The 26,214-nt window shown below is 57.1% G+C and carries 36 protein-coding genes; 8 read left to right on the forward strand and 28 right to left on the reverse strand.

Going from position 1 to position 26,214, the window contains the following annotated elements; genetic code table 11:
* Position 1: 1 nt before the first annotated feature.
* The 27 genes from CLAC_RS07185 to CLAC_RS13160 all read right to left on the reverse strand — a co-directional run bounded on the left by CLAC_RS07185 (position 2) and on the right by CLAC_RS13160 (position 17,108).
* The gene (locus tag CLAC_RS07185; RefSeq protein WP_169750331.1) at positions 2-451 is read right to left on the reverse strand and encodes a hypothetical protein; all 450 of its coding nucleotides are present in this window, start codon (positions 449-451) and stop codon (positions 2-4) included.
* On the reverse strand, positions 394-744 hold the full coding sequence (locus CLAC_RS07190; RefSeq protein ID WP_053412319.1) for a hypothetical protein: 351 nt from the start codon (positions 742-744) through the stop codon (positions 394-396). The genes CLAC_RS07185 and CLAC_RS07190 overlap by 58 nt, the downstream gene beginning before the upstream one ends.
* Positions 745-884: 140 nt before the next feature.
* Positions 885-1,727, reverse strand: coding sequence for a putative Ig domain-containing protein (locus tag CLAC_RS07195; protein ID WP_053412320.1), 843 nt, complete (start codon positions 1,725-1,727; stop codon positions 885-887).
* Positions 1,728-1,791: 64 nt separating this feature from the next.
* Entirely contained in the window at positions 1,792-2,196 is a 405-nt protein-coding gene (locus tag CLAC_RS07200) for a hypothetical protein (protein ID WP_053412321.1), read from the reverse strand.
* Entirely contained in the window at positions 2,183-2,419 is a 237-nt protein-coding gene (locus CLAC_RS07205) for a hypothetical protein (protein WP_053412322.1), read from the reverse strand. Before CLAC_RS07205 ends, CLAC_RS07200 begins: the two co-directional genes overlap by 14 nt.
* 3 nt (positions 2,420-2,422) lie before the next feature.
* A complete protein-coding gene (locus tag CLAC_RS07210) occupies positions 2,423-2,767 on the reverse strand; it encodes a head-tail adaptor protein (protein ID WP_053412323.1) in 345 nt (114 codons plus the stop codon).
* On the reverse strand, positions 2,761-3,144 hold the full coding sequence (locus CLAC_RS07215) for a Gp19/Gp15/Gp42 family protein (protein WP_053412324.1): 384 nt from the start codon (positions 3,142-3,144) through the stop codon (positions 2,761-2,763). Before CLAC_RS07215 ends, CLAC_RS07210 begins: the two co-directional genes overlap by 7 nt.
* A 2-nt stretch (positions 3,145-3,146) precedes the next feature.
* Entirely contained in the window at positions 3,147-4,064 is a 918-nt protein-coding gene (locus CLAC_RS07220) for a major capsid protein (RefSeq protein WP_053412325.1), read from the reverse strand.
* A gap of 15 nt (positions 4,065-4,079) precedes the next feature.
* Entirely contained in the window at positions 4,080-4,442 is a 363-nt protein-coding gene (locus tag CLAC_RS07225) for a DUF2190 family protein (RefSeq protein ID WP_053412326.1), read from the reverse strand.
* 48 nt (positions 4,443-4,490) lie between these two features.
* On the reverse strand, positions 4,491-5,003 hold the full coding sequence (locus CLAC_RS07230) for a hypothetical protein (protein WP_053412327.1): 513 nt from the start codon (positions 5,001-5,003) through the stop codon (positions 4,491-4,493).
* Positions 5,004-5,113: 110 nt separating this feature from the next.
* On the reverse strand, positions 5,114-5,374 hold the full coding sequence (locus CLAC_RS07235) for a hypothetical protein (RefSeq protein WP_053412328.1): 261 nt from the start codon (positions 5,372-5,374) through the stop codon (positions 5,114-5,116).
* The gene (locus tag CLAC_RS07240; protein ID WP_053412329.1) at positions 5,364-6,668 is read right to left on the reverse strand and encodes a VG15 protein; all 1,305 of its coding nucleotides are present in this window, start codon (positions 6,666-6,668) and stop codon (positions 5,364-5,366) included. Before CLAC_RS07240 ends, CLAC_RS07235 begins: the two co-directional genes overlap by 11 nt.
* Positions 6,669-6,691: 23 nt before the next feature.
* Positions 6,692-6,853, reverse strand: coding sequence for a hypothetical protein (locus CLAC_RS12815; protein WP_211255346.1), 162 nt, complete (start codon positions 6,851-6,853; stop codon positions 6,692-6,694).
* Positions 6,837-8,240, reverse strand: a complete 1,404-nt coding sequence (locus CLAC_RS07245; RefSeq protein ID WP_053412330.1) for a phage portal protein — start codon at positions 8,238-8,240, stop codon at positions 6,837-6,839. Before CLAC_RS07245 ends, CLAC_RS12815 begins: the two co-directional genes overlap by 17 nt.
* Positions 8,241-8,252: 12 nt before the next feature.
* Entirely contained in the window at positions 8,253-9,875 is a 1,623-nt protein-coding gene (locus CLAC_RS07250) for a terminase large subunit domain-containing protein (RefSeq protein ID WP_053412331.1), read from the reverse strand.
* A gap of 22 nt (positions 9,876-9,897) precedes the next feature.
* Positions 9,898-10,332, reverse strand: coding sequence for a phage terminase small subunit (locus CLAC_RS07255; RefSeq protein WP_053412332.1), 435 nt, complete (start codon positions 10,330-10,332; stop codon positions 9,898-9,900).
* Positions 10,333-10,337: 5 nt separating this feature from the next.
* A complete protein-coding gene (locus CLAC_RS07260; protein ID WP_053412333.1) occupies positions 10,338-10,802 on the reverse strand; it encodes a hypothetical protein in 465 nt (154 codons plus the stop codon).
* A gap of 404 nt (positions 10,803-11,206) precedes the next feature.
* On the reverse strand, positions 11,207-11,506 hold the full coding sequence (locus CLAC_RS13155) for an HNH endonuclease (RefSeq protein ID WP_082313226.1): 300 nt from the start codon (positions 11,504-11,506) through the stop codon (positions 11,207-11,209).
* Between the two features lie 143 nt (positions 11,507-11,649).
* A complete protein-coding gene (locus tag CLAC_RS07270) occupies positions 11,650-12,330 on the reverse strand; it encodes a hypothetical protein (protein WP_053412335.1) in 681 nt (226 codons plus the stop codon).
* A 151-nt stretch (positions 12,331-12,481) separates the two neighbouring features.
* A complete protein-coding gene (locus CLAC_RS07275; RefSeq protein ID WP_053412336.1) occupies positions 12,482-12,847 on the reverse strand; it encodes a hypothetical protein in 366 nt (121 codons plus the stop codon).
* Between the two features lie 260 nt (positions 12,848-13,107).
* Positions 13,108-14,172 carry an HNH endonuclease gene (locus tag CLAC_RS07280; protein ID WP_053412337.1) on the reverse strand — a complete coding sequence of 355 codons (1,065 nt, stop codon included), beginning with the start codon at positions 14,170-14,172 and terminating at the stop codon, positions 13,108-13,110.
* A gap of 440 nt (positions 14,173-14,612) precedes the next feature.
* Positions 14,613-14,999, reverse strand: a complete 387-nt coding sequence (locus CLAC_RS07285) for a hypothetical protein (protein WP_053412338.1) — start codon at positions 14,997-14,999, stop codon at positions 14,613-14,615.
* A 2-nt stretch (positions 15,000-15,001) separates the two neighbouring features.
* Positions 15,002-15,139, reverse strand: coding sequence for a hypothetical protein (locus CLAC_RS12655; protein WP_156324799.1), 138 nt, complete (start codon positions 15,137-15,139; stop codon positions 15,002-15,004).
* A 596-nt stretch (positions 15,140-15,735) separates the two neighbouring features.
* A complete protein-coding gene (locus CLAC_RS07290) occupies positions 15,736-16,176 on the reverse strand; it encodes a hypothetical protein (RefSeq protein WP_053412339.1) in 441 nt (146 codons plus the stop codon).
* Positions 16,177-16,222: 46 nt separating this feature from the next.
* Positions 16,223-16,546, reverse strand: coding sequence for a hypothetical protein (locus CLAC_RS07295; protein ID WP_048731130.1), 324 nt, complete (start codon positions 16,544-16,546; stop codon positions 16,223-16,225).
* 1 nt (position 16,547) lies between these two features.
* Positions 16,548-16,859, reverse strand: a complete 312-nt coding sequence (locus CLAC_RS07300; RefSeq protein ID WP_053412340.1) for a hypothetical protein — start codon at positions 16,857-16,859, stop codon at positions 16,548-16,550.
* Positions 16,860-17,108, reverse strand: coding sequence for a helix-turn-helix domain-containing protein (locus CLAC_RS13160; protein WP_425388794.1), 249 nt, complete (start codon positions 17,106-17,108; stop codon positions 16,860-16,862).
* A gap of 232 nt (positions 17,109-17,340) precedes the next feature.
* Here CLAC_RS13160 and CLAC_RS07305 point away from each other — a divergent pair, with 232 nt between their 5' ends.
* The 3 genes from CLAC_RS07305 to CLAC_RS07315 all read left to right on the forward strand — a co-directional run bounded on the left by CLAC_RS07305 (position 17,341) and on the right by CLAC_RS07315 (position 19,659).
* Positions 17,341-17,841, forward strand: coding sequence for a hypothetical protein (locus CLAC_RS07305; protein WP_053412341.1), 501 nt, complete (start codon positions 17,341-17,343; stop codon positions 17,839-17,841).
* Between the two features lie 376 nt (positions 17,842-18,217).
* Positions 18,218-19,027: a hypothetical protein gene (locus CLAC_RS07310; protein WP_053412342.1), complete on the forward strand. Its 810-nt coding sequence runs from the start codon at positions 18,218-18,220 to the stop codon at positions 19,025-19,027.
* Positions 19,028-19,212: 185 nt separating this feature from the next.
* Positions 19,213-19,659: a hypothetical protein gene (locus tag CLAC_RS07315; RefSeq protein WP_053412343.1), complete on the forward strand. Its 447-nt coding sequence runs from the start codon at positions 19,213-19,215 to the stop codon at positions 19,657-19,659.
* An 84-nt stretch (positions 19,660-19,743) separates the two neighbouring features.
* On the opposite strand, the gene CLAC_RS12360 is transcribed toward CLAC_RS07315, so the two are convergent.
* Positions 19,744-20,076, reverse strand: a complete 333-nt coding sequence (locus CLAC_RS12360; protein WP_082313228.1) for a helix-turn-helix domain-containing protein — start codon at positions 20,074-20,076, stop codon at positions 19,744-19,746.
* A 241-nt stretch (positions 20,077-20,317) separates the two neighbouring features.
* On the opposite strand from CLAC_RS12360, the gene CLAC_RS07325 reads away from it, so the two are divergent.
* The 5 genes from CLAC_RS07325 (at position 20,318) to CLAC_RS07345 (ending at position 25,924) form a co-directional block, all read left to right on the forward strand.
* Entirely contained in the window at positions 20,318-21,196 is an 879-nt protein-coding gene (locus CLAC_RS07325) for a helix-turn-helix domain-containing protein (RefSeq protein WP_211255348.1), read from the forward strand.
* 161 nt (positions 21,197-21,357) lie between these two features.
* Positions 21,358-22,707, forward strand: a complete 1,350-nt coding sequence (locus CLAC_RS07330; RefSeq protein ID WP_156324800.1) for a hypothetical protein — start codon at positions 21,358-21,360, stop codon at positions 22,705-22,707.
* Between the two features lie 9 nt (positions 22,708-22,716).
* The gene (locus tag CLAC_RS07335) at positions 22,717-23,589 is read left to right on the forward strand and encodes a DNA adenine methylase (protein WP_053412347.1); all 873 of its coding nucleotides are present in this window, start codon (positions 22,717-22,719) and stop codon (positions 23,587-23,589) included.
* Positions 23,590-23,827: 238 nt separating this feature from the next.
* Positions 23,828-24,739, forward strand: coding sequence for a DUF3800 domain-containing protein (locus CLAC_RS07340; protein WP_053412348.1), 912 nt, complete (start codon positions 23,828-23,830; stop codon positions 24,737-24,739).
* Positions 24,740-24,814: 75 nt separating this feature from the next.
* Entirely contained in the window at positions 24,815-25,924 is a 1,110-nt protein-coding gene (locus tag CLAC_RS07345) for a site-specific integrase (protein ID WP_053412349.1), read from the forward strand.
* Positions 25,925-26,214 lie beyond the last annotated feature (290 nt).

Consider the following 26,214-nt stretch of genomic DNA (forward strand, 5'->3'; position numbering starts at 1 on the left):
CCTAGCGTGAGGTTGTTTGTGCGCGGCGTTTGCGCAGAGAAGCGCGAATTTGTGCAAGTTCCGCGGTGGAGTGCGGGGCGCGTTTGTCTTGCTCTGCCGAGCGGATGCTCCGCTCGATGGCGGACAGTATTGGCTGCGGCCGCGGCCCTTTTCCGCCCGCGCGCTGCCAGTTGGCGCCCGCGAGCATGTCGATGCTGGTTGCGAGTAACCATGCTTCAGTAGTGCGGTATGGGGCCATGCGGTCAGCGACCGCTCGGATGGCTGCGGTCGGGGGCGCATGTTTGATGAACGCCGCCAGTTCGTGCCACGACAGGCGGGTTGTGCCGAGGTCGTGGATAGAGCGGCCGGCCATCATGAGGTCGTAGGTCAGCGCCGACTCCACGCCTTCCTGTTTTAGGAAGCCGCAGAGTCGGAGGATTCCCCCAGGGGAAGGTTGGACTGGTGCTGCCATTCTTCCCAGAGCTGCTTCTTTTCGGCGTAGACGAGCTCTTCGGTGAACTTTGCGGCGTTGTCGATTTTGAGCATGCCGATAAGGGTGTCGAAGAGCTCTGCGATGGGGCGCTTGCCCTGTTCGACCATGGTTTCTTCTGGGTTCGCGGTGATCCACTCGCTGAATTCTGTGAATACTGCGTTCGGGATGAAGCCCATCTTGGGGACGTCGAAGGTGTGCTTTTTGCCGCCGACGGGAATGTCGACGGTGAAGCGGGCGCGCGGGTCGGAGGCGGGAATAAACTCGAAAGCCATGATCAGGCTCCTAACTGTGTGAGGGGTTTTGAAAGCTTGGAGGGGTTACGAATTTGTGGAACGCCCCCTGCCGTTGCACCGTGTGAACCCCTCAGAAAACGCGGGCAACAACAAGTGACAGGGGACGAGAAAGAAGGTGGCTATACGCCTAGGTCTTCAAGACCGAGACCAGCCTCGTTAATCTGCAGAGTCAGCGTCTTCTTCGCCGTCTGCTTCTTCGAATCAGTCACCGTCACGGTGATGGACTGCTCACCAGTCTCAGTAGGAGTACCCGACAGTTCGCCTTCCTCAGACAGCTCCAGCCCCTCCGGGAGCTTCTCAGCTGTGAAGGTGTACGGGCCAGTTCCACCGGACGCAACAATCGAAGCGGAGTACTCTTCCTTCGCCTTAGCGGCCTTGAGAACACCGGTGCTGATTTGCAGCTCGCTCTTACCATCATCCTTAGCGATGTATTCGATAAGAACATTGCCGTCCTTGTTCGGGAACGCCTTCACGGTCAGCTCGTACTTGACGATATCGGAGTGGACGTTAGCGATGTCGCCGACGGAGACGACCTGCCCAATCTCCATGACCTGGCGCTTTACGCCCTGGTCAATCTCGTGGTCGAACACGAAGGTAGAGCGCGGCAGCTTCGCCTTATTGTGCTTGACAGTGATATTGCCAGCCTTGTCGGTGGTGACGTTATCGTCACCAAACACCGTCTTCAGAGTCTCAACATTCCGGGACTCGTAAAGAACAACAGTGAACTCCTCACCGAAGTCAGTCTGCAGCGTGTAGGCAATATCACCGCCGTAGGCCTTAACGTCCTCGGTGTCACGCGTGATTGCCTGGGTTACACCATCCTCACCGACAATTCCCTGATCGATGAATCCCTTATCGAGTTCATCAGCAGCATTCTTCGGCAGCTCGGTTCCAATCTGCGCACGAAACATTACTCCGTTGCGGCCGGGATTGGAGCTGGTGATGTTACGAACATCAGTCATCTTTATGCCTCCTTGTGGCATGAAAAAAGCCACCCATAAAAGGTGGCTGAAAAGTTTCAAATAGTTAGTGTTGAGCGCGGCGCAGCGTTGAGACGAGCAGCTGCCCAGCGAACTGAAAGCGAACCAAGTGAGGTCGCTCCGGGTCAACCAACATCTGCGGGGCACCAGCAGACTGCCATGCGCGGAGCATGTGCCCGCTAATGCGGATGCCCGCCCACTCTTGGCGGTACAAGGCGTGCCACACCCGTCCGGCTAGCATCTCAGCGGCGAGCTGATCCGGTGCGTAGCACTGCACGCTAAACGTCGCAGCATCGGTAATCGCGTTCTGCAACACACCACCGACGCGCTGCACCACCACGTACTCCGGCGGCGCATCACGCGGGTACACGGTGCCCACCTCGAGCCCTCCGATTACGGAGCGCAGCAGGTCGACCGTCAACAACTGAGACGGTGGGCTAACGTCCTGCATCGACACTCCTCAAAATCGTGTGGTGCTTCGCGTCTTGCGCCTTCGCCTTCGCCGTAGCGGTAATCACCGATGCCCGGTGGCGGGTCTTGCCCTCGTACGAGCCAGGCTCGAAACCAGGCCCCGCAGCCTCTGCGATCCTTCCCGCTCTCGCGTTAAGGTCAGCGACAATACCGGGAGCACGGCGAATCTGCTCGAAAGCTTCGCGATTCCATTTAATCTTCACCGCTTACCCCTCCATTTTCTGGCATCGGCACTCCACCAGACCTGGAACGAACCAAGGGTTGGCATCCCAGTTTCCCGGTGGTTCAACTACCTCATAGGTACGGTCGAGATAGAAAACGCGGTCGCCAGCTGTGATCCCGACAGACGATGGCGCGTACACAACAGCGTCATAGCGCGCTGCCTGCGGGTGAGTCACGGTGGCAGCCCAGTCGCCACCCACCTGCACCGCGAAAGCCATGACGCGCTCCCGCTCCCAAGAGGGGCGAGGGTTTCCGTAGGCGTCACGGCCACCGCTACGGCGACGTAGCACCTCGATGGGGATCGTGCACTCGAAGCTGCTGGCTACCATCCTGTCGCCTCCATGCTCACAGCACCGTTGGCGCTGAAGTCTTGAAGCGCAGATTCCAGCATCTCGCGCTCCTGCCCCGAAAGGAACAAGTCACCATCCGGGTTTCGATAACTCGTGGATTGACTGAACGACCCAGCCGATGCCTGCTGTTGCGTGATTCCGCCTCTGTCCGTCGCCGCGAGAGCGCGCTTGGCCATAGCCACCGACACCAAAGCGAGTACCTTTCGAAGCGGCTCGTCCGGCACCGGCGGTATCTGCGGGTAGCTGGCGCGCAACCACGCCTCAGCATCGTCGAGGACCGCCACGATGGACTCGTCTCGCACTGATGCTGGGGCGTTTTGCCACCGCACCCGCACATCATCAACGGTGGCAAACACGTCTACTCCTTCGGAGTCGACAGGCCAGAGAGCTTCACCATCGCCAACGGGTCCGTAACACCGAAAGCGACAGTAGCCCACGTCTGCGACCACGTCGTCTGCGTCGCCGCATCGCGCCACGTCTCGGTAGAGATCGGCGACTCGACGCCCATCACGCCGACCATGCCGGCCTGAAGCACAAGGCCCTCGCCCTGCTTCATCGCATTGGTGGTATGCAGAGTCAGGCCGAACGTCGTCAGCATCTCCGCATAGTTTCCGACGCCAAGAACCAACTTCAAGTTCTTCGCATCAACTGGGTTGAGCACCAGGGTGTCGGCAGTGTAGCCGAGATCGGTCTGCTCGACGGCTAGCTGCGCGTCAAGCAGGTTGTTGACGATTTCGCCCTCGCCAGTCTTCGCGGTCTTAGCGCTGGCCTGCACCTCGGCGGCCTTATCCCAACCAGACGAGGTGACCTCCAGCGAGCCCTCCACAGCCTTAATAGCCGCGTTCAAGGCAGCGATGCCGCGCTCGTCGAGATCCTTCACCATGGTGTTGGACACCTGGGAAATCTTACGCTGCAACAGCGTCGCATCGTTACGGATACGTGCCTCGTCGGTGATACCGAACTTGCCGCCGGTCTTCTTGACCCGCTCGACGACGGGTTCGCCGTCCGGGGTGTGCAGAATCGGGAACTCAGCACCCGGCGCGACGACACCCGGCTTATCTGTGGCGGTGGGCTTGTTCTTGACGAGCTGGTCGAACAGCAGCGCGCCGCCGGAGGTTGTGACGTTGCCGAAGATGACCTTAGAGAGCAGGTCGCGCTCGACGAGACGTGCCGCATAATTGTCGATGCGGGTGGGCTCGTTGAGCATCATGTCGATAGTGATGGCCCCTTTTTCGACGGTGGGGCCTGCAAGCGGAAACATTGGATCGCGTGCCATATGTGTGATTCCTCCTTAGTTCAGGGCTACCGTGACGGTGCCGCCGGAAGCCTTGGTCAGCGCGGTTCCCACGACGGGGCCCTCGGATGCGCGCTTAGCCTGGCCTGCGCTGTGTGTCGAAATCTTGTCCCCAGCGGTAATCATGCCGTTGGCTGCAAGTTCGTATATTCCCAGCCGGTAGATGGTGACATACTCGCCTTCCTTCGCGTCGTGCGCTGCCACACCGAAGGCGACAGCATCAGCGGTGGCAGTCTTGACGACGGGGTTCCGGCCGTCCATGTCGGCAGCGATCATCACGAATGTGCCCTGGGTGATTGCGCCCTGGGCCTTACCGGTCACATTGGTGGCTGGGGTGAAGTGCATCGGCGTAGAAGCCATTGCGTCCTCCAATCAGATAGTGGGTAAAAGAAAAGGCCAGCCAAGTGGTTACACTGGCCAGCCTGCAGGAAATGCGTTCGGCGGAGTCTCACGCTCGGGTCGAATCGCGGCGCCGAGCTGTTCGACCGGAGTATTCGACGGCGGCCGCGTCTGCTCCTTCTGCATCACGGCAAGCCGCTTAGCCCGGTCCTCGATCTCTTCTGGGCTACCTGAGCCCAGTAGGTCGTGGTTTTCCTCCGCGATACCGTACTTTGCTGCCAACCTCAGTCGAATGTTCTCAGCCTCCAGGGCTTTGAACTGTTCGTCGCGCTTAGTCAGCGTTTCCTGGGTTTTCTGCAGCTCCGTCTTCTCTGCTTCCTGCTGGGTGCGCCAGCTCTCCGCATCCGCGCGCAGTTCGTTGCGCTCGGTGCGGTAGCGTGCTGCTTCGCGTCGTGCTTCTTCGAGTTCCCTGCGGAAGTGCTCTGGCACGGGCTGCGAATCAGCCGTATCCGGTTCCTCCTGGGTTCCGGTGTGCGCCACCTGCTCGGCGCTGGTTTCGGTGGCGGTGTTTTCCTCCGACATGAGTAACCTCCTGGGTTGCTTCTGTTTTCGGGCATAAGAAAACCCCGCCACCACCTGGTGTGGTGCGGGGTAGCGCCATGGCGGGGACTCGCACCCCGCAAACGTGGCTCCTACATGGCTTCTGAATCCGATGATTCCAACAGTCGAGCATACGCACTGAAAACTTCTTGATCTCCGTGGGCGTACTCGGAAATCCCCCTCAGTAAAGCTTGCCGCTGCTCTTCTGTAATAGAGACTCGAAACTCGGCAATGTCCTCTGCTAGATAAGTGGCTGCGTCTGCAATCTCTCCACAAAAGAATCGCCCGCGCGCGCTGGAATCTTTCAGCTGAGGAAGCGCAAGCAGCTCTTCGATTGCTCGCTCAGTGTCCATCTGGTTCAATCCTCCTCGCCTTCGTCATCTGATTATTTCCGTCTTTCCCCCAGTTTATCCGTTTTTTCGCTGATTTATCATAAGCCTCAACCCCGTCGCCATATACCGGATAAGCCGTGTAAGGCTTTGACGCTCCTTTGATGTAATCCCATTGGACAGTAATCATCACTCCGTCGACTTGACGATATGCAATACGCCGTACCACACGAGATTCGATTAAATCCGGATACTCCATAGTTGCTGCAATCGCATCAGCAATATCCTGGTCTGACCAGCGCTCTGGGAAAAATGTTCCCTTCTGGCGCACGGAATCAAACGTATGCCCATCTCGTGGTGTATCCGACGTGATCGACTCATCGCCACGATTCCAGCCCCACACCGAGTGCTTCACCAAATCCGACAAACGCGGCAAAGGCTCGTCATCGAAATACGGCGCTGAATTCAGCAGTTTCCCGGCCCGCCTCGGCAAACGAAGGGCTACACCCGGTGCGGTGCCACGGTACGAATACTGCCAGGCTTTCCACTGGTCAGCGCCCGTCAGGTCTCCAGCGACCCGTTCCCATTGAGCCTCTAGCTCCTTATAGGCTTGTTCGCCGTACCATGGTTTCCCTTCCACAACCGCAACCGCAATGCAATCACAGCCATCGTGGTACTTCCGTCCGTCCTGACGCTTCAGTACCGTGTCATCGGCATAGACAGGGCCCCGCGACGCCAGCATCGCGCAAAACGGACACGACTCATGCCCTGTCAAAACTCGCGCAAACCCGACCCTGCCCCGATACCGCTTCTTAGTCCGTGCATCCCTGACCTGTGAAGCCGTCACTGAATCTGCAACTGCATCTCTGCCTGCCCGGCGCGCATGGCGGGTCAATGAGCGGACGATTCTGGCTTTAACCTGTTCTATGGCCTTGGGGTGGTCTGGAAAGGCGAAAGCGGGGACTGATTGCTTGATTAGCTCTCGGGTTTCGTCGTCGACTAGTTCGAGGACCACGTTCGTGGGCTTGTTTCCGAAACCGATCGCGCGCGTAACGGAATCGTAGGTTGCGTGTGGCTCGTACCTTCGCTGTGGTGCCGGCGCGATTTCTAGACCACTGTCTGCTACAGATTGCCCCATGACGGAAACGTCGTGCTCGTAGTATTCGTTTCGGTACTTGGAGACAATCGGGTGCAGTGTTTCAGTGAGGCGGTAGGCACTTTCAGCATCGGTAGGTACGCCGAATTCGTCGATGGCCCCGTCAATTTCCGCTTTTAATCGCTTATCAATTCGGTACAACGACTCTTTCGGACCGGTCATGGCTGTTCACCTCTCCTCTTTATCTATCGGCCTTCAAGGTTCTTTGCGTCAGCCTCTGGTTGCCTCAAGGAGACCGGTACTGCTCCGGTGAACTCCACGTCTTCGATTCCGGCAATGCGGGCAGCGTTTTCGGGGTCAACACCAGCGCGAATCAATACGCCCAAAGCATCAGCCTGTTGCTTCACCCCCCCCTAGCGCCGCTTTGTCTGAGCCAGCATCGAATAAGCCGCTGCCTTGGCTGGCCTGCGCATCGCGGGCGCGCTTGACACGCTCGTGCGTCCACCCCGGAATATCCGACCACAATTCGTCGGCAGGAACACCAAGCATGGTGGCAATCTTGCCGAGACCATCCACCGTCTGCGCGAACGACCGCGCGGACGTCTCCGCCCACTTCACCTCGGAGGCGAAGTCCGCGGCTTCTTCCTCATCGCCGGCAATGTGAGCGCACAACCGCAGCATCTGCTCATGAGACTCACCAAGCGACGTCTGAATCTCCGACGCCTTGCGGTCCTTCGACGTCTCCAACGCGGCTAGCCCATCAGCAGAGATGTTGCTAATCGCGTTCGCACCAAGCGACTGCGCTGGAACCTGTGCCACAGCAGCAAAATCACGCACACTCGACTCACGGGCCTTGATGTACTGCGTCAGGTCCGTCTCATCGAACTGTCCGACCTTCACATCCTTGTTCGCGAAGGTCCATGTGTCCGAAACCGCCTGACGCATCGCTTCGTATTCGGACTTCGGAGCCCAGCCGGTGACGTAGCGCTGCTTGAACGCAGCCCAGTACTGAGCGACGCCCTGCTCATAGTTCGTCCGGTCGATGCGCTCCGATAAAGCCAGTAGGTGCTCGATAATGCCGTTGGTTTCCTCCCCATCGGCCATCATGCGATCCTGATACCGCACAATTGGCGTGACGTTTACGCCATGTTCGCGGTACTCGATGAACGGCAGATTCTCCGGCGTCAAGAAGTACTTCTGCGACCAGCCGCTGGGATCCTTCGGCCTGTTCTCGACGCCGAAAAAATACACCTTTTCTTCGTCGTAGAGGCACAAGTGCCCGTTTTCGTCTGTCACCATCGCGATAATGGGGAACTCCGTTTGCACGGCGTCGCCAGAATGCGGCCACGCCATGTCCTCGCCGTAACGAGCCACTAGACGCCGCGGTGAATGCACCCCGATACGCGCACCTCCGGACGACGACGGCAGCACCGACGCATAGGCAGTGCCGTACTGAAGGGCAGCACGATGCAAGCCAGTCTGGCGCGCATCCATACGATTAGCCTGCCAATGCCGCCACGACCGCGCCTGCACCGACCCATCAGAAAAATAATTCTCGACCTTCAGCGACTGCCCATAGGTATCGAGAACAAGACCGAGGAACGGAGTCTGGGACATCTTCGCAATCCGAAGGTGACGGTGATAATTCTTGCCCTGGCTCACATCCATTCGCCGCGCAGCCTCAGCATCCGACCACGGGCGAACCGCCCGACTAATCTCATCAAACCGCCGCCGCTGCTCCGCATAATCCTGCAACAACGCCCGAATAGCGTCACGAGCCTGCAACTCGTTCATACCGCCCACCTCCTAATAGAAAAATGCCCCGTCGTCGACGGGTTCAACCTTGTACGTTGGATCAGACTTCACGAGGCGATAGACCATGCGCGCACCGATCATGCAAACGCAGGCGTCAATCTTCTTCTGCGATGCCCTCGATTCCTTGCGCACAGTCTCGCCATAACGGCCCAGATGCCGCTGCGCATTACGGACATGTTCACTCAAGAGCGGGTTACCGTCGTGAGTAAATGAGTGCTGGACAATCTCAGCCGCGGCTAATTCGCACGCCTGCGTGAAAGGAAAATCCTTACTGCGCATATCCCACGCAATCGGCTCCGGATGCCGCGACCCCGGCGACGCCCACACACGCAGGCTGTCACCGAATCGCTCCGGCCAATCAACCTTGACGAATGACTCCCACTCGCGAACGTCCGCGAAAAACGCGACGACCTCGAAACGGTCAAACGCTCGCTGCACCGCAGCGTCAACCGCCGCGATGTCGACTGTCCCGTCAGGGGGCGGCGCCCACACGCCACACGTGAACACATGCCCGTCCTCCATACAGCACCCAACAAGTGCCGTATGGTCATTCGACAGAGAGCCGTCAAAGAACAACACGACTTCTTCACCATCGACCAGTTCACGCTCTGGGCGCGCCATCTGCGCCCAATCCTGCGGATCCGCCCACGAATCCAGCGACGCCGTCGGCCAATTCAAATACTTCCGCTTCGAATCATCCGGCCTAGCCTTCGGATGCCAAATACGCGCCACAATCGCGTCCAAGTCCGCCCACGGACAGTCCTCGTACACAAAAGCCAGCCCGGCGCGCAGGCTGGCTTCGTCGGCAAGGTCGGTGGTTGGTGGTGCTTGGCGTGCGTCGTAGAGGATTTTGCGGTCTGATTTTGTGCGTCCGTCTTCTTGGAGGGTCCATGCGTCGAATGTTTCCTCTCCTGCTGAGCCGGTTCCTGGTTTCCATGCGTTGAGGGTCTCAAGCATGCGGGACCCCGATTTCGCGAGGTTGTCGAGAAGGGTTCGGTGTAGTTCGATTCCGCCGTTAGCGTTGGTCCAGTGTTCGAGCTCGTCGCCGACGATGAACGTTGCTTCGGCACCTTCGGCGGTGTCCGCCGATGATGTGATGACTTCGAGCTTGCCGGCTGGTTCGACGTTTATTTGCGTCTTGCCGGCGTCGATTTGGTAGTCCTTGTTGAGCTGCGGTGCAGCTCGCTTAGCGACCATCGCGCGAACCATTCGCATGGTGTTTTCCGTTTGGTCTTGGGAGACCGCAGCGATCTGTACCAGTGGCATGGGCTGGGGCTTGCCGATGCACCCGCCTAGGACGCTGTCATCGAATCTGTCGAGACGGACAGGCGCGAGTAGTTCAATGAGTGCCATGACTGCCGCGAACGGTGATTTTCCGGAGCCTTTCGCGAGGCGTCGTGCCGCGTGGTAGTAGATGAACTTGCCGTCTTCGTCGACTGCGTAGAACCACAGCACGAAGCGGGCTTGTTCGCGGGTGAATTGCCATCGTTGCCCGGCGCGGATTCCGTTTGGGTGTCGGAGGTATTTCGCGGCCCAGGCGAGCGCTGACCATCCGAGGGTTCTTTCTGGAATTCCTTCAGGGAGCGTGGCGAGTCTATCGGCGGCGGCAATCATGGTTGTATCACCGCCTTGTCGCTTATCCAGTTAGATCATTCTTGTAGGTTTCCATCAGCAGGATTGCCGCTTCGGTGTTTTCGTCCATGTGTTTTGCTGCCTCGGTTCGCTGTAGCTCGATGCGAAGCCTGCGACGCGCCCCTTCGGTCGTCAGGAGCGAGTCCATCATGGAGTTAACCTGAGCGATGATGGTGGCGCGGACTGGTTCTGGCCGCTTCATCTCGTCCGATAGCAATGTCGCGCAGAGGTGCGCTGCGGCCCAGTCGGACGGTTCAAAGAACACTGACTGCCCGGAGTGTTTAAGGCTGCGGTACCAGCGTTTGGCGCTGATGTGCCAGGCCTTGTCTTCCGACAGTGGTTTGACGGCTGCTGCTCCGGCGACTTTGAGTGTGGCTGGTCCTGCGGGTTTATTGCGCCGCCGACGCTGGTCGGAACGCTTTGGTACTGGCCCCGGCATATTGGTTACCTCCTTGGGGTTAGTTTGCTTGGCAGTTTGCCTGCGCGGTTCATTTCGTCGATGGTCTTCACTGTGTTCGTGAGTGCTATCAGCTCTCCACGAGCCCAGACGTTCGCTGTCGTGCGAATGAACCTTGCTGCCGAATACACCTCGACTCGGCCGTAATTGCGGCCTTTTCCTTCAGGGAGAAGCCCGAAGATGTGCAGACCGTCTCCGGAGACCGAGCGCTCGATGAAAGCGCCCGGCGCGGCATCAATGATTCGGCTCGCCCATCGTTGTAGTTTGCCGTCTTTGAAGCAGTGATCCAGGTCGATACATGCGAAGCCACCGCCGAGCATGAACCCATGTGGTTTCTTAGCGACCTTGCTGAACTCTGTCCAAGTTGCTTGATTCGTCGACGACGCCGGCGAGCCATCAACTCGAAGGGGGCGCTTGTGATCCGCCATGACCCAACGGGGGCTGGAGGTCATCTCGGCTGGGTACCGGTTGCGGGAGCGCTGACGGTAGCCCTTCTGCCGACATGCTGCCGAACAGTAGGTTCTAATCCGCCCAGCGGCTTGCACTGGCAGTGGTGCGCCGCAGATTTTGCACTCTTTGTTCACACTTCAATTCTACCAAAAATCGTTACGTTTCACCCATCTGACCTGCGGTTACATTCCAAAGGTCACCAGATTTCACGGAACCGCAAAATGAAGGGTCAAAGAACTTGTTGAGCCACTTTTAAACCCGCAGGCCACGCGGTCGCAGCTACGTTACGTCCATGTAGTTTTAGGACGTGACCAGCCAAAATAGTGGAACCCGTACACAAAATGAAAGGCAATGCCGTACGGCCCAGCCGGACTCTCAAAACGAGAGTCCTCCCCCACCCCTGTGGCTACAGGATACCAGGGTGCGGCCGCTGCCAAACCGGCGCGCGCCGACGGGCCCGGGCACGCGTCGACTCCTGGCGGGTCTTACGTCGGTGGCATTGACCACACACCGCCTGGAGGTTACACAAATCATCGGTTCCACCCTCGAACACCGGAACTATGTGATCCACTTCGACAGCAACCACCTCGCACCGAGGTCCGCGAACCTGGCACTGCCCACCATCGCGGTTGAGAACTACTGCCCGAATCCGCGCTGGGGCGCCGCGCGAACGCGGACCCTTTGATTTCGACCCCCACCCAGCCACTGATCCCCCTCACCATTTCTGAACTGCACCGAAGCACTATCACGATATAGCGAAACCCCCAAACCAACTATGTCGATTTGGAGGCATGCGCTTCAGTCAAGCGTAGCTTAGCACAAGAAGTGTAAACCGCAGGTCATTCTCTCTTAGGCTGTCTGACTCTTTTGTGCTGTCTGCTCGCTGGCCGCAGGCCCATTAGCCACATCTCGATTGTCCCGATGCCACTTAACCGCGTACGCCTTACACTCAGCAAGGTTGAACTCATCGACGCCATCAGCGCGGCGCTCTGCTGTTAGTACGCCGCGCTTAGCGAGCCGACGCAATGACGTGTGGCTAATCGGAATCCCCAACAGCGCCAGCGCTTCAGCAACCTGGCGTGCTGATCCACGCTCCGGAAGCGGCGACGCCACCACCTCAACCGACTGCGCCGGATTCACCACAGCATCCACGCAACTGACCTGCCCGCATAGCTCGTCCAAACAGTCGACGGCCCACGGCATGCCAGCCACGTCATGGACCCGCTCATGCAGCCACGCCGCACACGACGCAATCCCCATCACCTCGGGTGGAGGGTAACCACAATCCGTAGCCAAGTTACATGCCCACCCGCACACCGACTGCTCTGCCTCGTACTTCACATCAAGCACCGGAACAGACAGGGGCGGACTGGACCCCGGGGCACCAGAACACCGGCCGGGGGTCGCTTCATCACCCCGGGGGCGGGCAACTAGCGCCGCATCCAGATAGGGGGCCATCACCTCCAACGAGTGGAGCATACGCCCTAACCTTTCGCGCCCAAGAGCATCCAGATACTCAACACTTGTCATTGCCCTGTCTCCTTCCGTTTCATGCCTCCTGCTGCCCGCCACTGCTCGAACTCCTCCCACAGGCTGTAACCGACTCCCAGCACAATCCACACCAGCAATCCCGGTGCCGTAAAGTCAACGCGCTCGCGCCACCGTCTAATGAGCCTCCGCATTACTTGGCACCTCCCAAGTGGTGACGCAGTAACGCAGCCGCCAGTTCCGGCAGGCCACCCTCTTCGAAAAAGACTGATGCCTCACCCGCATCGCCCGCGTTGTAAATCACCGCATCCGACGGCCACGGATCCCGAAACACAGCATCGACCGCAGGCAACTGCACCTCAACAGTCCGCGCTCGCCCATTCGCGTGAGCTAACGCGGACTCCCAATCATCGAACGCCGCTACCTTCCTCGCGCCATCCAGAATCTGCCACTCAAACTCCGGCCTCTCACCAACGAAGTTGGTCAGAGCATTAGCCAGCGTCCGCCTGAACCGGCGCCTAACCTGATACCGCTTCACCACCACAGGTGAATCACTCATGGCTGATATCTCCCATCAAAGAATTCTTAACCAAGGATTTTTAACTAAACGCCAACCCGACCCGTCCCGTCCCGACCCGACCCGTCCCGTCCCGGGGAACACCCGTTTACTACATCCCTTGTCGAACGGTTTTTTCGTCCGCGCAAGAGTTTTTGGGCACGGCAAAGGCCGCGTCGTCAGATGCGCATAGGCTCTCCTGGACGCGCCTGCTGCTGTTCGTTTGCGACCTCGCCCCTTTGCGCGAGGTGCGTACTCGAGAACTAGCCGCGGCGGCGTCGGCGACGGCGACGTGCGAAAGGCTCCGAGACATTGGCGGGGCCGGCATCGCGCACGTGCGACGCCTTACGGCCCTGCGGCGCACCACCCGCATGGTGTGCGGGGAGTGCCGGACTCGGATTGGTAGTTACATGGACTTGCTTGGTCTCGGCTGGCTGCCGAGAACTCCCTTTGGCGGCTCTACCCTCAGACTCAACCTGGCCATGGGAATCAGTATTGGGGAACTGCGGCTTGCCGGGCTCCTGGCTTGGGCCCGCGGCCGGGGACGTAGCGCGTACCGTTTTTTCTTCCTGAGAAGGGGTCACTGCCCGACTGGCTGCCGGGTTGTCCTGGGCCTCAACCTCGTCCGCGATCAGCGGATTCGGGAGTCCCTCCTTCTTGCACCAGCGCGCAACGAATCCCTCCCAGCGGGAGAGCTTCTTGCGCAGCTCCGGGCCATACATTGGAGACTCTGGTGGGTCGAGGAGCGGAAGTTCCTCCTCGGCGCGTTCGCCTAATTCATGCCGCAGCTGATTACAGCCACGGCATGCCGTCACATAATTGTCTGGGGTCGTCGGCGCATCGATGTCACGGTGGTCGTACTCACGGCCACGATCGGACTTCTTATCGCCCCAGACCACTTCATCACCGCAGTACCGGCACTGGTCTCCATCACGGAGCATGACCGGCACCTGCAGCCCAGCACGGTTTTGATCGTTGCGGCGTTTCGTTGCCTTCGACTTCGCATCGGAGCGGATGACATGAACAAACGATTCACGCTCAACGAGCATGAATTGCCGCTCACCTTCAGACTCCACCTCGGTGATAATCCCGATAGTGATCAGATCCTGAAGTACAGGCTCCACCCGGCTAATGCCGATATGCCGGACGGCTGCACCATAGGTGATTTTGTAATCCGTCCACTGCTGCGCCGAATGCGTAAACAACGCTGACGCCGCGCCTTTGAGTTCACTGACCAGACGGTCATCGCCACGTTCGGCTGCCAGCTCATAGGCTCGCATCCACTCCGGGGCCTCGTTGAAAGTATCGCTGACCCTTACCCATGCCATGGTGCATCACTCCCGGACCGGGGCTGCCCAGCAGAAATATGGGAAGCGGTAACAATCATTCTTCGAACTCCAAATCAAAAACAGGCGCGGTAACAAAATGAACCAACACAAATGCTTACGGATCTCTACAACAAGGCACTGGCAGCGCCACGGCTAATCCTCGCTTTCCTCGTGATAACCGGCTCGGTCATCACCTTCATCAGACGGATAAGGCCACATGGTGTTCGCAGAAACAGTGCGGGACAGCACCCGGTACCGCACAGGCAAGCCATACGTGCGGGCCCGCAAACTGCACGCCTGGTGCACATCTTGTGCCTGTTCTGCGCTCATCCATGTCACCCCAGCGACGCGCAATGAATTCCATGTGTATCCACCATCTGTTGACGCCACCACACAGAACTGCCTGACGGCCTTGCTATTGCTTACGCCGCTGTCACCCATCAAGAAACCTTCCCCGTTACTGCCGGCCGTTGCGCCCACGCACAAGCAGACAGCAACTGCGCTGCCGTCCGACGAGCCTCGTCGACAGAGGCGAACTCAATGTCCCCCAGGCGAACCCGGGGGCCACCACAGGCGGCCATACTCCGAGATGCCTCAACATCGCCGAACTGTGCGATATCACGGCCGTAACGCCCAACATCCCATGAGTAGCAATGCTCAACGAACAGCTTGTCCGGCCGTACGAGCTGTACTTCCACCTCGCGGGCGTACTCGTTCGCAGTACTGACAGCGTCTTCCCACGAGCCACACCATGCGATGCCGCCGGTATCGTCCTCAACAACCCACGGCAACAAACTGCTTCCCGTCTTCTTCACCTGAAGCGTCATGGCTACGCTACGCCTCCCAGCGGACGAGCGTTGACGACAATGCACTTGGCCGGCGCATCCTCCTGCAACTCGGTCGCCTCAGGCTCCCTGTGGTCTTGGCTTTGGTGTTCTGCGTCACTGTCAATCTTCTTGGTGGTCATCGCGTATCTCCTGTCCATCAATGGTTAATTGCCCTGGAATCTCAGTGCGGGTGGGGCGCTTGCGCGGGCCAAGGAATCGGTAGATCTGAATTTGGCGTCGCGTTTGCTGCTGCTCCCACCAACGCTGCGCAGCTGATTCATCTGATGTCATCTAGCTGTCGCTTTATAGTTCTTCGTCATCTCATTAAGCCGTCTGCGCTCACGCGCAACACGTCGCTGTTGCATGCGCTGTTTCTCCCGCTCAGGCATGCCTGCTCGTCGTTTGCCATGAGCACCAGCGCACACATGCCGCTGGAACAGCAAATACCCCTGAGACCGCTTCCGCAGAGCTTCTTCCGCACTGAGGAACACAGCAGCACCATGTACGATCTGCACGGTCCCATCTGGGTCAGACGATGCATCAAGGGCAAGTCGATGCCCCAATGGTGTACATGCCCACCGGATGGGGAAACCGCAGTGCCTACAAGACCTTTGACGTGGCATTTTTCCTCCTCATGTTTGACTGCTATCGGCTGCTTAGTGCTTTTCGCCGCGGTGGACTATCCGCAACACGTGGGCTTCGACCTTCATCTGGAAAATCAGCCATCGTCGGCGCATCATGCTGATTTCAGCCCCTCCATACGCTGCTTGACGACGGGAACCGCAGCCCACGCTTTCTGCGCAGACAGGCCATCCCTTTTTCGGCACCACGCAATTGCTTCCCGAAGGGTGGCCCCTAAAGACGTGAAGTGCAGGAGATCTAGCGCAGTGGCTTCCGTATCGGAGAGCTCAAACTCAACCTGCGCCATCGCATCAACGTCAGCCATAGCGACGGATGCAGTACCGGAAATGATTGCTTCCACTGCCTCACAGCGCACTCGAGCTGACTCAGCGATATGTTCTACTGACATTCCCAGTTCTATGAGCTCGAGAACATGCCCCCGAGCATCAAGCCTGCACACCTCATAATCGCCTGGCAGAACTTCCTCAATACCCACCGCGGTCTTCAAAGCGTCTTGCAGCGAATTACAGATCACGGCCGGCGGAATCCCTGCCATTGCTACCTGCCAGCGACCGTCTGAGATTCGGCGGGCGCACCGTGGCTTATCTTTCTGGTTCACCTTGCACCTCACTTGCGATGTGCTCGATGAACTCCTCAAGCTGGCGCATAACGCGCTTGTCATCCTTATTGAAAGTGACCAGGTTCTCCAAGGCCCCTCTGGTGATGAACTGCTGCCCATCCCCATGCCGGCCTAACCGCCGAGGCAGCGTTGCCGGAAACCTCAAACTACGAGGCATCTCTGACATCACATCACCGAACGACACCTCGAAATCGATCGTGGCCGGCTTCCTGCCGCCTCGAGGCACGGGGACTACTACGAGCACCCACCGATTCTTCGGTGAGCGAACCCTACGAAGCTGCTTCATGTCATGCCTCCGGCCAATACCGGGTCGCAGAAACGCCACTGTTGTTCTTTTTCATCTGAAGAACACGCTCAATGCTTTTGACAGACTTTGAAATAAAGACCGCCGTGCACAACCAAAAAATTGTTGTGATTGTCCAAATGATTGGCACAAAATTGAAATTGTCGTAGCCAGTAATGATGACCATTACAAAAGAGGATGCGGCAAGAATCAGCGACATTGCCCATTGCAATTTGTTCCTGGTATTGACGTGGTCCAGCAAATCGTAGGCGTCACGCCACATTGAGCGGCTGAACTTAACGTTTGGATTACTCATTTATGCTGCTCCCCTTGGTGCTTCTGGAAGCCCTTCGCGCTCAATGCGATGAACCTCGGTGACATGGATGAGGTACGGGCGTCGTGATCCTGGTCGACGGCGAGGACCCACGTACTGCAAACGACCTGCGTTTAAGAGCGCGTAGATATAGTTCACGTGTACTCGGAAATGCTTGGCGACTTCCTTGGGTGTCCACATCACTTGGTCTTGCGTTGGCATGGTGGCCTCGTTCCTTGCGGTATGCTTCATGGCAGTGTTCCTTTCAACACTTTCGGCCTGTCCCTGGTGCTAGCGGGGGCGGGCCCTTTTATTTGGTTTGTGAGGCGCGCAGCCAAACCGCCGTGCGAAAGGCCCACGGCATTGTGGCTGGCTTGCGGCGACCGATTCTCATATCGCCTACGCGCCAGTGCCCGGCAGAGGAATCGAACCTCTGAGTAACCATTCGGGCTGTATTTATTTATCTGCCTTTATGCTGGTAGTCATGGATATCGCAGCAATAGTTGGTAATGTCATCGCGGTTGCTTCTGCCGTGTTCGCCGGGTGGCAAGCACTCGAAGCCAAGAAATCCCGTAGAACTGCGGAGCTCTCTCAGAAAGAGGCTGCGGAGAGTTCTGATCGAGCAGCTCGAAGTGCCGAGATTGCTGCTGAAGCCCAACGGAAACTCGCAGAAGCGCAACGAGTCATGTCCGATATCGCCAAAAGGCAGGAGTCGGCGAATCGGCGAAATGTTCGGCTCGAACACTCGAATAGAAAGCTCTATGTAGTTGTCAATGACACTGGTGAGACGATCACCAATGTTGAAGTGCGTCCGACCCGCGAGGATCAAGAGCGTTTTATGCGTGATGGAACTGCTGAACGGCTCGAGCACGGTGACCGCGTCGAGGTGCTGCTCCCGTTTAGCGGGATATACAAGCTCCGTTGGGTCGACTCTGACGGCGATAAGCAGACCAAGTCAGTCAATGTGCCTACTTCAGGCGCTTGATGTAAATCGCGGCTGCGAGTGCTATGAGCGCGCACACAATGTTGATGATTAGCGAGACGGTTCCCATTTCTGTTCTCCTTTTCGTTTCTTATTTCGCCAATTTGCTGGTGTCCGACCAAGGGACTGCTCTGGGTGCCCATGTATGAAGAGGAGTGCGACACCTATCTGCGAGCTCCAACACTTCGGTAACGGTGCCGACTGCCCGGTAAGGAATCGACACTGACGTGTCGTTGTCCGTGTTGGTGATTGTGATTTCGCTTTCGGTGGCGTGGATTCTCGTGTTTCCGATTGCTGCTGTTAATTCCATGTGTGCTCCCCTTTACTGATCTGGTTTTATTGACGCAGTTGGATTAGTGTCAGCCGTTACGATTTGTCCATGAGTGAAAACGAATTCAGGCGCCTCGTAGCTCGAGTAGAGCGAGCGGCTTCGCACCGCCACGAGCTGCGGAGTCTTGGTGCCGAACATCTGAAGGCGAATCCGATTGAGCGCCGGGTTGTAGGCGACGGCGATATCCGTTCCTTTCGCCTCCATGCGACCGCACCTGTGCCAACCGAGTTGTCCCTCATCTTCGGAGAGTGGCTGTACCAACTTCGTGCCGCTCTCGATGGGCTGATGTACGAAATCGTTGTCCGAGAAACCAAGTTGGACCCTCCGCCAAATGCCGGCCGGATTTCCTACCCGTTGTGCAGATCTGCCGATGCTTTCGCTTCGTGCAATACCTATGGGGTTTCCGATAGGATTCGCCGAGCCATTGAACGCACGCAGCCCTATCACGCCACCGGAGGATTCAGCGGAAGTGCGCTGTGGTGGATTCATGATCTCGCCCGAATTGACCGCCATCGACGTGGGCATTGCCTCGTGTGGCGCATTATCGAGCTGCAGGTCAATTCCAACAGCCCGGCCATCGACGCCTCGCGCTGTGGTGTATGCAATCAGTTCGAGGCTTTCATCCGGAGTGATGAGGAGTTGAAAGCCGCGTGGATCGCGCTCCGCCGCGGCGTCGAACTCAACTCGAATGACGGAGTAGATATCACTTGGCGTCTCCAATTCGATGTAGCCGACTGGGTTCAGCGCATTCCCCGCAGCTACGGCGTTTGGAGCCTCGATGACCGAATGGCCAACGCAGAAATGTATCTCAGTAAGACCATCGAGTTGTTCGAGCAACTCTTCATCGTTGATGACTAGGTACTGGCTTAGGCCACTGTCATGGAGTCTGGTTAACATTCGTTGACGCAGTTGGCCTCTAGCGTTGGCTAAATCCATGTACTTCATCGCTGCTTCCTCCTTTCGTTTGTCGACGGTTGTTGCCCGGCACCTTCCCCAGTGCCCGGCGATTAAACTTTCTAGATATGCACTAGTTAGGAGCTGTCATGGGTTTCTTGTCCTTCTCCCCGTTCGTCTCGTTCCGTTTGTCTGTCAAAGACTCGATTCTTGGCAGCGTCTTCAAGGCACTGAACGATGGGCTTCACGAGGGAATGCTGGTCTCTATATGCGCACCGGACATTGATGACGGGAGTTATCTCGAAATCGATGTGGCTAACTTCGTGCCCGGAGTCGTCACTAAGAGCGGTGAGCACATCACCAAGGATTCGCACGTAATGTTCGCGAAGCCGCATTTCTGTGGGGCCGAGATCCCGGCTGATGAAGTCCTTGTCGAGCAGCTTCTTCATGTCATGGATGAAACTGACGGCTGCATCGTGTTCGATGTCAATGACGAACTTGTGCTTGAGCCTGATGTGGCAAAACACATCCGTCTCAACGCTCGTAGGGTCAATCCCTTTGAGGGCATCATCTTCCCTTTTCCAGGCCATGATTAGCTCCTCCTTTCGCTTGTCGACGGTGTTCTTGCCTGGCACCTTCCTCAGTGCCCGACGCGCTGTGGTGTCTTGCTGCCTTGCTGGTTAAGCGGCTTGGTATTCGGTGCTGTAGGTGATGCGTCGGCGGTGGGTTGGGTCCTTGTAGTCGATGTCCGGGTAGACGGTTTGGTCTGGTCGGGGTCGCATGATTGCGATTTGTGGGACTGCGAGGATTTCTGCTGCGCGGGCTAGGAGCACGTTTGTGAGCTTCTTCCGCCCCGCTTCGATGTTGCGCAAGTATGGTGTTGACACGCCTAGTTCCCTCGAAAAATCTGCCTGGCGCAATCCTCGGAGTTCACGGAAGTTCGCTAAAGCAGCGCCAACCTGTACCCAGTCTCGCTGTGCTACTGGTGCATTTGCATTCCCCAATTTACTCACCTCCTAATTCCTCTTGGTTCCTATCGTTGATTCCTACCATATAGGAACCAGTAGGAATCCATCAATAAATAAACCAGGAATCGGGGGGAACCTTAATGAATATGCACTTCAAATCGGAACAACACTACTGGAATTACCAGTTTGATTTTCCTTCCACCCAGGGGAAACAGTCGCCATATTCCAGGTTTTGATTCCTCAAAGTTCCTGCCACAATGGGGGTATGAAACTCCTCGGCAATGCAATGAAACAGCGACGTCTGGCACTCAACCTGACGCAGTCAGACGTGGCAGAGCTCGCCGGGGTAACGGTTCGAACAATCGGCAAGCTTGAGCGCTCGGAAGCAACCAAAGTCAAAGCCTTGACTGCGGCTGGCATCGAACGCGCCCTCCAATGGGCACCCGGCAGCCTCGACACCATCCGCGACGGCGGAGAACCCACCGAACTACAACAACCCACGGAAACAGAGGCCGTCGGCAAGCAACCACCAACCCGGCCCGGCACACACAGCGACGAGTCAGGCGGGGTTGCGGAGTTGCGGCAGTCGATCCGCGATCTCGACCAGCTGCCCGGGTACGTACAGCGGGTTGTATTGGATCAGGCGGTGGATGAGCTTCCTCGGGCTATTGCAGCGTTGGACGATGAGCGGCGTGGGCGGCTAGTGCGGTACGCGTTCGGACTGTGGGATGAGATGGGTGGTACGCAAAGCACCCGTCGGCTCGCCGTCACCCTCGACGGGCAGCCCGCAGTGTGGGAACTCCATTCCCCCGGCAATTGGGTGATGATTCGGAGTCTCTACGCTGATGCCGGCCATGCGCCCTTTCCCGAGCGGGTCGGTGGAGCTATGCCAGCGGCGATGATTGAGGAGCGCCACGGTCGACTCCGAGAGCTTCCAGACTCGCTAGTCGCACGCATCGAGCAAAGCGCCACGACCCGGCGCGTCCACTCCGACGAGATGCTCGACATGTTCTTCAGTAGCGGGGCGCTATCGAATCAACGAGACGATGCAGGACGAGCATCCCATACGGACGCCGCGGATAATGCGGGTGATTCGGCGGCGTCACCTGACGCTGATTCCGGGGATGGGATAAGCGGTTTTAACGATCACCGGGAAGGTGCATAGATTTGAGTACTCCAAGAATGACCGACGTACAGAGTTGGAACCGGGAGTCCCTCCCCATCGTCCAATTAAGCCTTGACTCGGAAAACCCGAGGACAGCAGACCCGCGACTTACCGGGTATAGCCCTCTCGAGCGAATGTTGTTAGTCGATGGCAACGCATGTATGGAGCTACTCGACGATATCGTTGCTACAGGCAGACTTAACCCGATAGAAAACATTATCTGTATCAAAGAGTCCGGCAACACAATAGTTCTCGAGGGAAACCGAAGGCTAACGTGCCTACAGGCTTGGGCTAATCCCTCGATAATTCCGGATCATTTGCCAGAGCTGGCCGAGTATCGACGGCAAGTTACCCTCATCAAGAAAAGTAGCTCCCAGGTTCCTATTTCGGAAGTCGAAGTTACGATTGCACCAGATAGAGAATCCGCTCAACGATGGATTTCCCTAAAACATGAATCAGGGAACGCCGGCCGTGGCGTGCGACGGTGGACGCCGATGATGCAAGAGTACGTCGAAAAGCGGAATAACCCCGAAAAGTGCCCTGCCACTTTAGCTTATGTTGAATTCCTATACGAGACATTCCCGAACCATGAAGAGCTTTCTGCTTCTCTGGACAAAGCCCTGAAGAAGTACACCAATCTGCAGCGAGTTCTAAAAAAGAAGCTTGCTCATCGCTATCTTGGCGTCCTGTACGAACATGGAAAAATCAACCCCCAATATCCTTACGCAACACTTCTCCCCGTCGCCTTAAAGTTGATTTCTGACCAGGCGAAAGATCATGCTCCCAACGGTGACGCTTGGTCACGAAGATTGAATAAAAATGAAGACGTCGAAGACTATTTCAACGAGTTCAAGGAGTTATGGCCTGAGAGTATTGGCGAAAAGCTCCAAGACACCAATCCAGACAATCATAGCAACCACAACATGCCGCCGAAGCCGGAGCCTGTCACTGAGAAAGAAACGGACAACCCGAAATATCCCACGAATTCTTCCCTGAACTTGCACCAGGAAGAAATCGACTTCGGCCACCCAATTCCGCAAAGAAAAGTTTCCAAACCATCTCAATCGCATGTCTTCCGTGGCTTAGACCTCACAGCTTTCCCCGACCGGATTCACGACCTAGTACGACAGACTTCAAAGTTAAGAATCAATACTTATCCGGAAGTCATCGCGACAGTAATGCGCACCATTGTTGACCTTTCTACGGGTTACTATCTCGAACAGAGAAACCTCTCAGCCAAAGGAAACCTAAACAAGCGTATTAGAACTGCCCTTTTGAACGCGGATCCCTCATCCTCTACTAACCCCCCTGCCGAAAAGTGCACCGCTAATCAGAAGCTCTTTACCGAACTTAATCGCGGTTTAGGAAACTCACTTCAGTTAAGCGTCCACTCGGCAGAACGACGATCAAGCAGCTCAGACATCCTTCACGACGGGGACCTTTTCGCCAGCTATTTGGAAACGCTCAACACGAAGCTAGCTGGTGGCCATGAACGAGAAACTACGCAATAATACTGACTCATGAGGTACCTTTCACCGCTGCGATACCCAGGAGGCAAAGCACGCCTAGCCCCCTACCTCCAGCGACTCATCAACGCCCAAACACCCCGCCCCGCCCACTACGCAGAACCCTTCGCCGGGGGTGCGGGCGCAGCGTTGAAACTGCTCACCGACGACATCGTCGAAGAAATCCACCTCAACGACCTGAATCCCGGAATTGCAGCCTTCTGGCGAAGCATTACCACCGCTCCAGAGGATTTTTGCGCACTGATCGAAGCAACCAACGTCGACCTTGAGGAATGGCACCGACAGCGCGAGATTTACTATGCAGGCGAAACCGGCGATGACCTCCCCCTCGGTTTTGCGACCTTCTATCTCAACCGAACAAACCGATCCGGGATACTCCATGCCGGACCGATTGGAGGACTCGAACAAAACGGCAGATGGAAGATTGATGCCCGTTACAACAAGGGCGGCCTAGTCCAAAGAATTAAGGCTATCGCCCCACTCAGCAACAGAATCCACGTCACACAGCTCGAAGGTCTCAAATTTCTCGAAGAAATCTCTGAGCTAGATTCGAACGTGTTCATTTACGCAGACCCTCCCTACATCGTGCAGGGGGATGGGCTGTATCTCCACGCATTCGATGAATCGGCACACGTGAGTCTGGCGGAAAAGCTCGCATTGACCCGCTCCCCATGGATGCTGACCTACGACGACGACCCGCGAATCACCGATGTTCTCTACAACAATGTTCGGTCCGCACGCTTTCCCATTGCGCACACAGCCCACAAGCAACACATCGGCACTGAAGCCGTCATCTACTCTGATTCAATCAGTGTTCCCGACCTCGAGCTAACAACGGGACGAGCCGCAGAATGGATTGCTGGCTAATGCCTGTGCTCCCCCTCCGATGCCTGTAATTACAGGGATCGCGGAAGCTCTGTTACAGATTTCAGGTCCGCCTACCAGGACGCGGCACCCCCTGATTGTGCGAAGCCGGAACAGCCAGTATTATCTCCAATGTGAGCCAGGGTTGAGCGTAAGCAAGAATACCCAGGGCAGCAACTCCAGGGACCCAGTGCGGAAGCACATGGGTCCCTGTGCTTTTTAGATGCAGGAAGAAGAATCCATGCTACTCGCGTACATCGACGAAATCGGAAGCACAGGCGCCTTCATTCACCCCAGCCACCGACGCTTCAGCGACAGCCCAGCCTTCGGATACGGGGGTTTTATCATCCCGGAGGAAAACGCCCGTGAACTAGGCGCATACTTCGCAGAACGCAAAAAAGAGTTCTTCCGCAACGAGATACCATCTGACACGGACCCCGGCCGCTGGGAGAAAAAGGGCTCCGACCTTCTCTACGCATTAGTTGCCGAAGAACGCCCACAGAATCTACGCCTTCTGGGTTCGCTCATGAAGAAGCTCCGGCAGCTCAACGGCAACCTCTTCTATTACGCACAAGAAAAACCGACCGGTAGCCCTAAAGAAACAAATTGCGGCCCAACAGAGTTCAAAGAACGTGAGGAAACAGCGATGCGAGAAACCCTCAACCGCATCGCACGCCATGCCGACTTTCACGATTCGAACGTCCTCGTCATGATGGACCAAATCAACGAAAAATCCCGCATTCAACGGTTACCGACCATGTATGCCCACATTCTAGGTAGGGCATCCGACTATCGGGAAATGAGACGCATCGTTGAACCACCTATGCACATCGACAGCGAGTTGTCGACAAACATACAGTTCGCCGATTGGATTTGTGCGCTTGCCAAGCGAGCGATTGAGTACCAGCTCGTTCAAGATTCCCGCTACCACTGGGTACCTAATTCGCAGCCATTAAAAGCAGCCCGAGGGTTATTCACCTACGAGTCAAAACTACGGCTATACCAACGCGCCATCGACGATCTCAACCACTCTCAGATTCTCAACTCAGAGCGACCGCTGTTCGAAGCAATCCCCAACAATCCGTTAACCGCGGAGAACATGGAAAAACTGGAGCGAGTGAGAGCTGCAACTTTCCGAGATCAAAAGCGATAACCCGCCAAAATCACAATTGCATCGCTGAGCTCTAGCAATAATTCTTCCCATAGCATTACCTGCGCAGGAGCACCCATGGCCACCGTTTCCCCGTACACCACGAAGAGAGGACGCCGCTGGGAAGTCCAATGGACACGACCCGACGGCCGCCGCACCCGCAAGCGCGGCTTCCCCACCAAAATCGCCGCCCAAGCATGGCTCGAAGACCAAAACACAGCCCGCCGCAAAGGAACCTGGGTAGACCCGACTAGAGAAAACACCCGCATCGATACCCTCGGCGAGCGCTGGCTAGCCATGCAAACCCACCTCAAACCCTCCGGGCTACGCTCCATCAAGAGCGTCTGGACCAACCACGTAAAACCAACCTGGGGCCAGCGCACCGTCGGCAGTATCCGACGCTCCGAAATCCAAGAATGGATCAGCACCTTCCCCCTCGGCGCCACCTCAGCCCGGCGCGCCCACAACGCGCTTTCTCAAATTTTCGATTTAGCAGTTGATGACGGGTGCGTGGCGGTGAATCCAGCGAAGGGTGTGCGCCTGCCGCGTAAACCAACGCCGGTGAAGGTGTACTTGACGATGGAGCAGGTGCGGACTCTGGCCGATGAGTCGAGTCAACCGGCGATTGTGTGGTTTTTGGCGACGACGGGTGTTCGGTGGTCGGAGTTGGCCGGCCTACAAGTTGGGGATATGAATTTGAGTGGTCGGCGAGCGTTTTTACAGCGGGCCGCAGTGACCGTCGGCAGTCGGGTTGAGATCGGGTCATTGAAGAGTCATGAGAGCCGGAGTATCGCCATTCCGCGTTTCGTGTGCAATTTGCTGCAGCCGATTATCGCGGGCCGGGGTGCAGATGAGTTCGTGTGGCCCGGCGCGGATGGTGGTCCGTTGCGGTTGCCGGGGCATGGGTCGTTTTTCCATGGTGCGCTGGAGCGTGTTCGTGCGGCGGATTCTTGTTTTCCGGTGGTGACGGTGCATGGGATGCGGCATGTGGCGGCGGGGTTGTTGGTGTCGTCGGGGGCGTCGGTGAAGGTTGTGCAGCGTCAGCTGGGGCATGCGTCTGCGGCGATGACTTTGGATACATACGCTGATTTGTTCGATGGGGACTTGGACGTGGTGGCGGATGCGATGGAAGTTGCTCACTTGAAGCTAGGTGAGCCAAAAGTGAGCCAAAAACGCGGTAGCGCATAGCATTAAAGCAGGTCAGCGCGTTTTTAGGGTGTAATTTTTGTGAGTTCGAGTCTCACCGGGGGCACAACTGGAAAAAGGACCAGGCAGAACTTTTCTGCTTGGTCCTTTCTGTTTTTCGCACAACCCCAGTCCACCTACAGGACTGTTACCTCCGTCTCAATGAGCTCGAAAAATTTCTTTTCCGTGACACCCACTCAATAAAATGAGATACGTATCCCACATAGCAGGATTGATGTTTAAATACACCATATTTCAGTCCCGCTCCCCGGCTACGCGCACTGCACACCCCG

The organism is Corynebacterium lactis RW2-5 (assembly GCF_001274895.1).
GTDB lineage: Bacteria > Actinomycetota > Actinomycetes > Mycobacteriales > Mycobacteriaceae > Corynebacterium > Corynebacterium lactis.

What these genes read in the sequence shown, in the direction of transcription:
- CLAC_RS07185 (WP_169750331.1), bottom strand. Translation starts at nt 451, where the DNA reads ATGGCAGCACCAGTCCAACCTTCCCCTGGGGGAATCCTCCGACTCTGC.
- CLAC_RS07190 (WP_053412319.1), bottom strand. Translation starts at nt 744, where the DNA reads ATGGCTTTCGAGTTTATTCCCGCCTCCGACCCGCGCGCCCGCTTCACC.
- CLAC_RS07195 (WP_053412320.1), bottom strand. Translation starts at nt 1,727, where the DNA reads ATGACTGATGTTCGTAACATCACCAGCTCCAATCCCGGCCGCAACGGA.
- CLAC_RS07200 (WP_053412321.1), bottom strand. Translation starts at nt 2,196, where the DNA reads ATGCAGGACGTTAGCCCACCGTCTCAGTTGTTGACGGTCGACCTGCTG.
- CLAC_RS07210 (WP_053412323.1), bottom strand. Translation starts at nt 2,767, where the DNA reads ATGGTAGCCAGCAGCTTCGAGTGCACGATCCCCATCGAGGTGCTACGT.
- CLAC_RS07220 (WP_053412325.1), bottom strand. Translation starts at nt 4,064, where the DNA reads ATGGCACGCGATCCAATGTTTCCGCTTGCAGGCCCCACCGTCGAAAAA.
- CLAC_RS07225 (WP_053412326.1), bottom strand. Translation starts at nt 4,442, where the DNA reads ATGGCTTCTACGCCGATGCACTTCACCCCAGCCACCAATGTGACCGGT.
- CLAC_RS07230 (WP_053412327.1), bottom strand. Translation starts at nt 5,003, where the DNA reads ATGTCGGAGGAAAACACCGCCACCGAAACCAGCGCCGAGCAGGTGGCG.
- CLAC_RS07235 (WP_053412328.1), bottom strand. Translation starts at nt 5,374, where the DNA reads ATGGACACTGAGCGAGCAATCGAAGAGCTGCTTGCGCTTCCTCAGCTG.
- CLAC_RS07240 (WP_053412329.1), bottom strand. Translation starts at nt 6,668, where the DNA reads ATGACCGGTCCGAAAGAGTCGTTGTACCGAATTGATAAGCGATTAAAA.
- CLAC_RS07245 (WP_053412330.1), bottom strand. Translation starts at nt 8,240, where the DNA reads ATGAACGAGTTGCAGGCTCGTGACGCTATTCGGGCGTTGTTGCAGGAT.
- CLAC_RS07250 (WP_053412331.1), bottom strand. Translation starts at nt 9,875, where the DNA reads ATGATTGCCGCCGCCGATAGACTCGCCACGCTCCCTGAAGGAATTCCA.
- CLAC_RS07255 (WP_053412332.1), bottom strand. Translation starts at nt 10,332, where the DNA reads ATGCCGGGGCCAGTACCAAAGCGTTCCGACCAGCGTCGGCGGCGCAAT.
- CLAC_RS07260 (WP_053412333.1), bottom strand. Translation starts at nt 10,802, where the DNA reads ATGACCTCCAGCCCCCGTTGGGTCATGGCGGATCACAAGCGCCCCCTT.
- CLAC_RS07270 (WP_053412335.1), bottom strand. Translation starts at nt 12,330, where the DNA reads ATGACAAGTGTTGAGTATCTGGATGCTCTTGGGCGCGAAAGGTTAGGG.
- CLAC_RS07275 (WP_053412336.1), bottom strand. Translation starts at nt 12,847, where the DNA reads ATGAGTGATTCACCTGTGGTGGTGAAGCGGTATCAGGTTAGGCGCCGG.
- CLAC_RS07280 (WP_053412337.1), bottom strand. Translation starts at nt 14,172, where the DNA reads ATGGCATGGGTAAGGGTCAGCGATACTTTCAACGAGGCCCCGGAGTGG.
- CLAC_RS07285 (WP_053412338.1), bottom strand. Translation starts at nt 14,999, where the DNA reads ATGACGCTTCAGGTGAAGAAGACGGGAAGCAGTTTGTTGCCGTGGGTT.
- CLAC_RS12655 (WP_156324799.1), bottom strand. Translation starts at nt 15,139, where the DNA reads ATGACCACCAAGAAGATTGACAGTGACGCAGAACACCAAAGCCAAGAC.
- CLAC_RS07290 (WP_053412339.1), bottom strand. Translation starts at nt 16,176, where the DNA reads ATGGCAGGGATTCCGCCGGCCGTGATCTGTAATTCGCTGCAAGACGCT.
- CLAC_RS07295 (WP_048731130.1), bottom strand. Translation starts at nt 16,546, where the DNA reads ATGAAGCAGCTTCGTAGGGTTCGCTCACCGAAGAATCGGTGGGTGCTC.
- CLAC_RS07300 (WP_053412340.1), bottom strand. Translation starts at nt 16,859, where the DNA reads ATGAGTAATCCAAACGTTAAGTTCAGCCGCTCAATGTGGCGTGACGCC.
- CLAC_RS13160 (WP_425388794.1), bottom strand. Translation starts at nt 17,108, where the DNA reads ATGAAGCATACCGCAAGGAACGAGGCCACCATGCCAACGCAAGACCAA.
- CLAC_RS07305 (WP_053412341.1), top strand. Translation starts at nt 17,341, where the DNA reads ATGGATATCGCAGCAATAGTTGGTAATGTCATCGCGGTTGCTTCTGCC.
- CLAC_RS07310 (WP_053412342.1), top strand. Translation starts at nt 18,218, where the DNA reads ATGAGTGAAAACGAATTCAGGCGCCTCGTAGCTCGAGTAGAGCGAGCG.
- CLAC_RS07315 (WP_053412343.1), top strand. Translation starts at nt 19,213, where the DNA reads ATGGGTTTCTTGTCCTTCTCCCCGTTCGTCTCGTTCCGTTTGTCTGTC.
- CLAC_RS07325 (WP_211255348.1), top strand. Translation starts at nt 20,318, where the DNA reads ATGAAACAGCGACGTCTGGCACTCAACCTGACGCAGTCAGACGTGGCA.
- CLAC_RS07330 (WP_156324800.1), top strand. Translation starts at nt 21,358, where the DNA reads ATGGAGCTACTCGACGATATCGTTGCTACAGGCAGACTTAACCCGATA.
- CLAC_RS07335 (WP_053412347.1), top strand. Translation starts at nt 22,717, where the DNA reads ATGAGGTACCTTTCACCGCTGCGATACCCAGGAGGCAAAGCACGCCTA.
- CLAC_RS07340 (WP_053412348.1), top strand. Translation starts at nt 23,828, where the DNA reads ATGCTACTCGCGTACATCGACGAAATCGGAAGCACAGGCGCCTTCATT.
- CLAC_RS07345 (WP_053412349.1), top strand. Translation starts at nt 24,815, where the DNA reads ATGGCCACCGTTTCCCCGTACACCACGAAGAGAGGACGCCGCTGGGAA.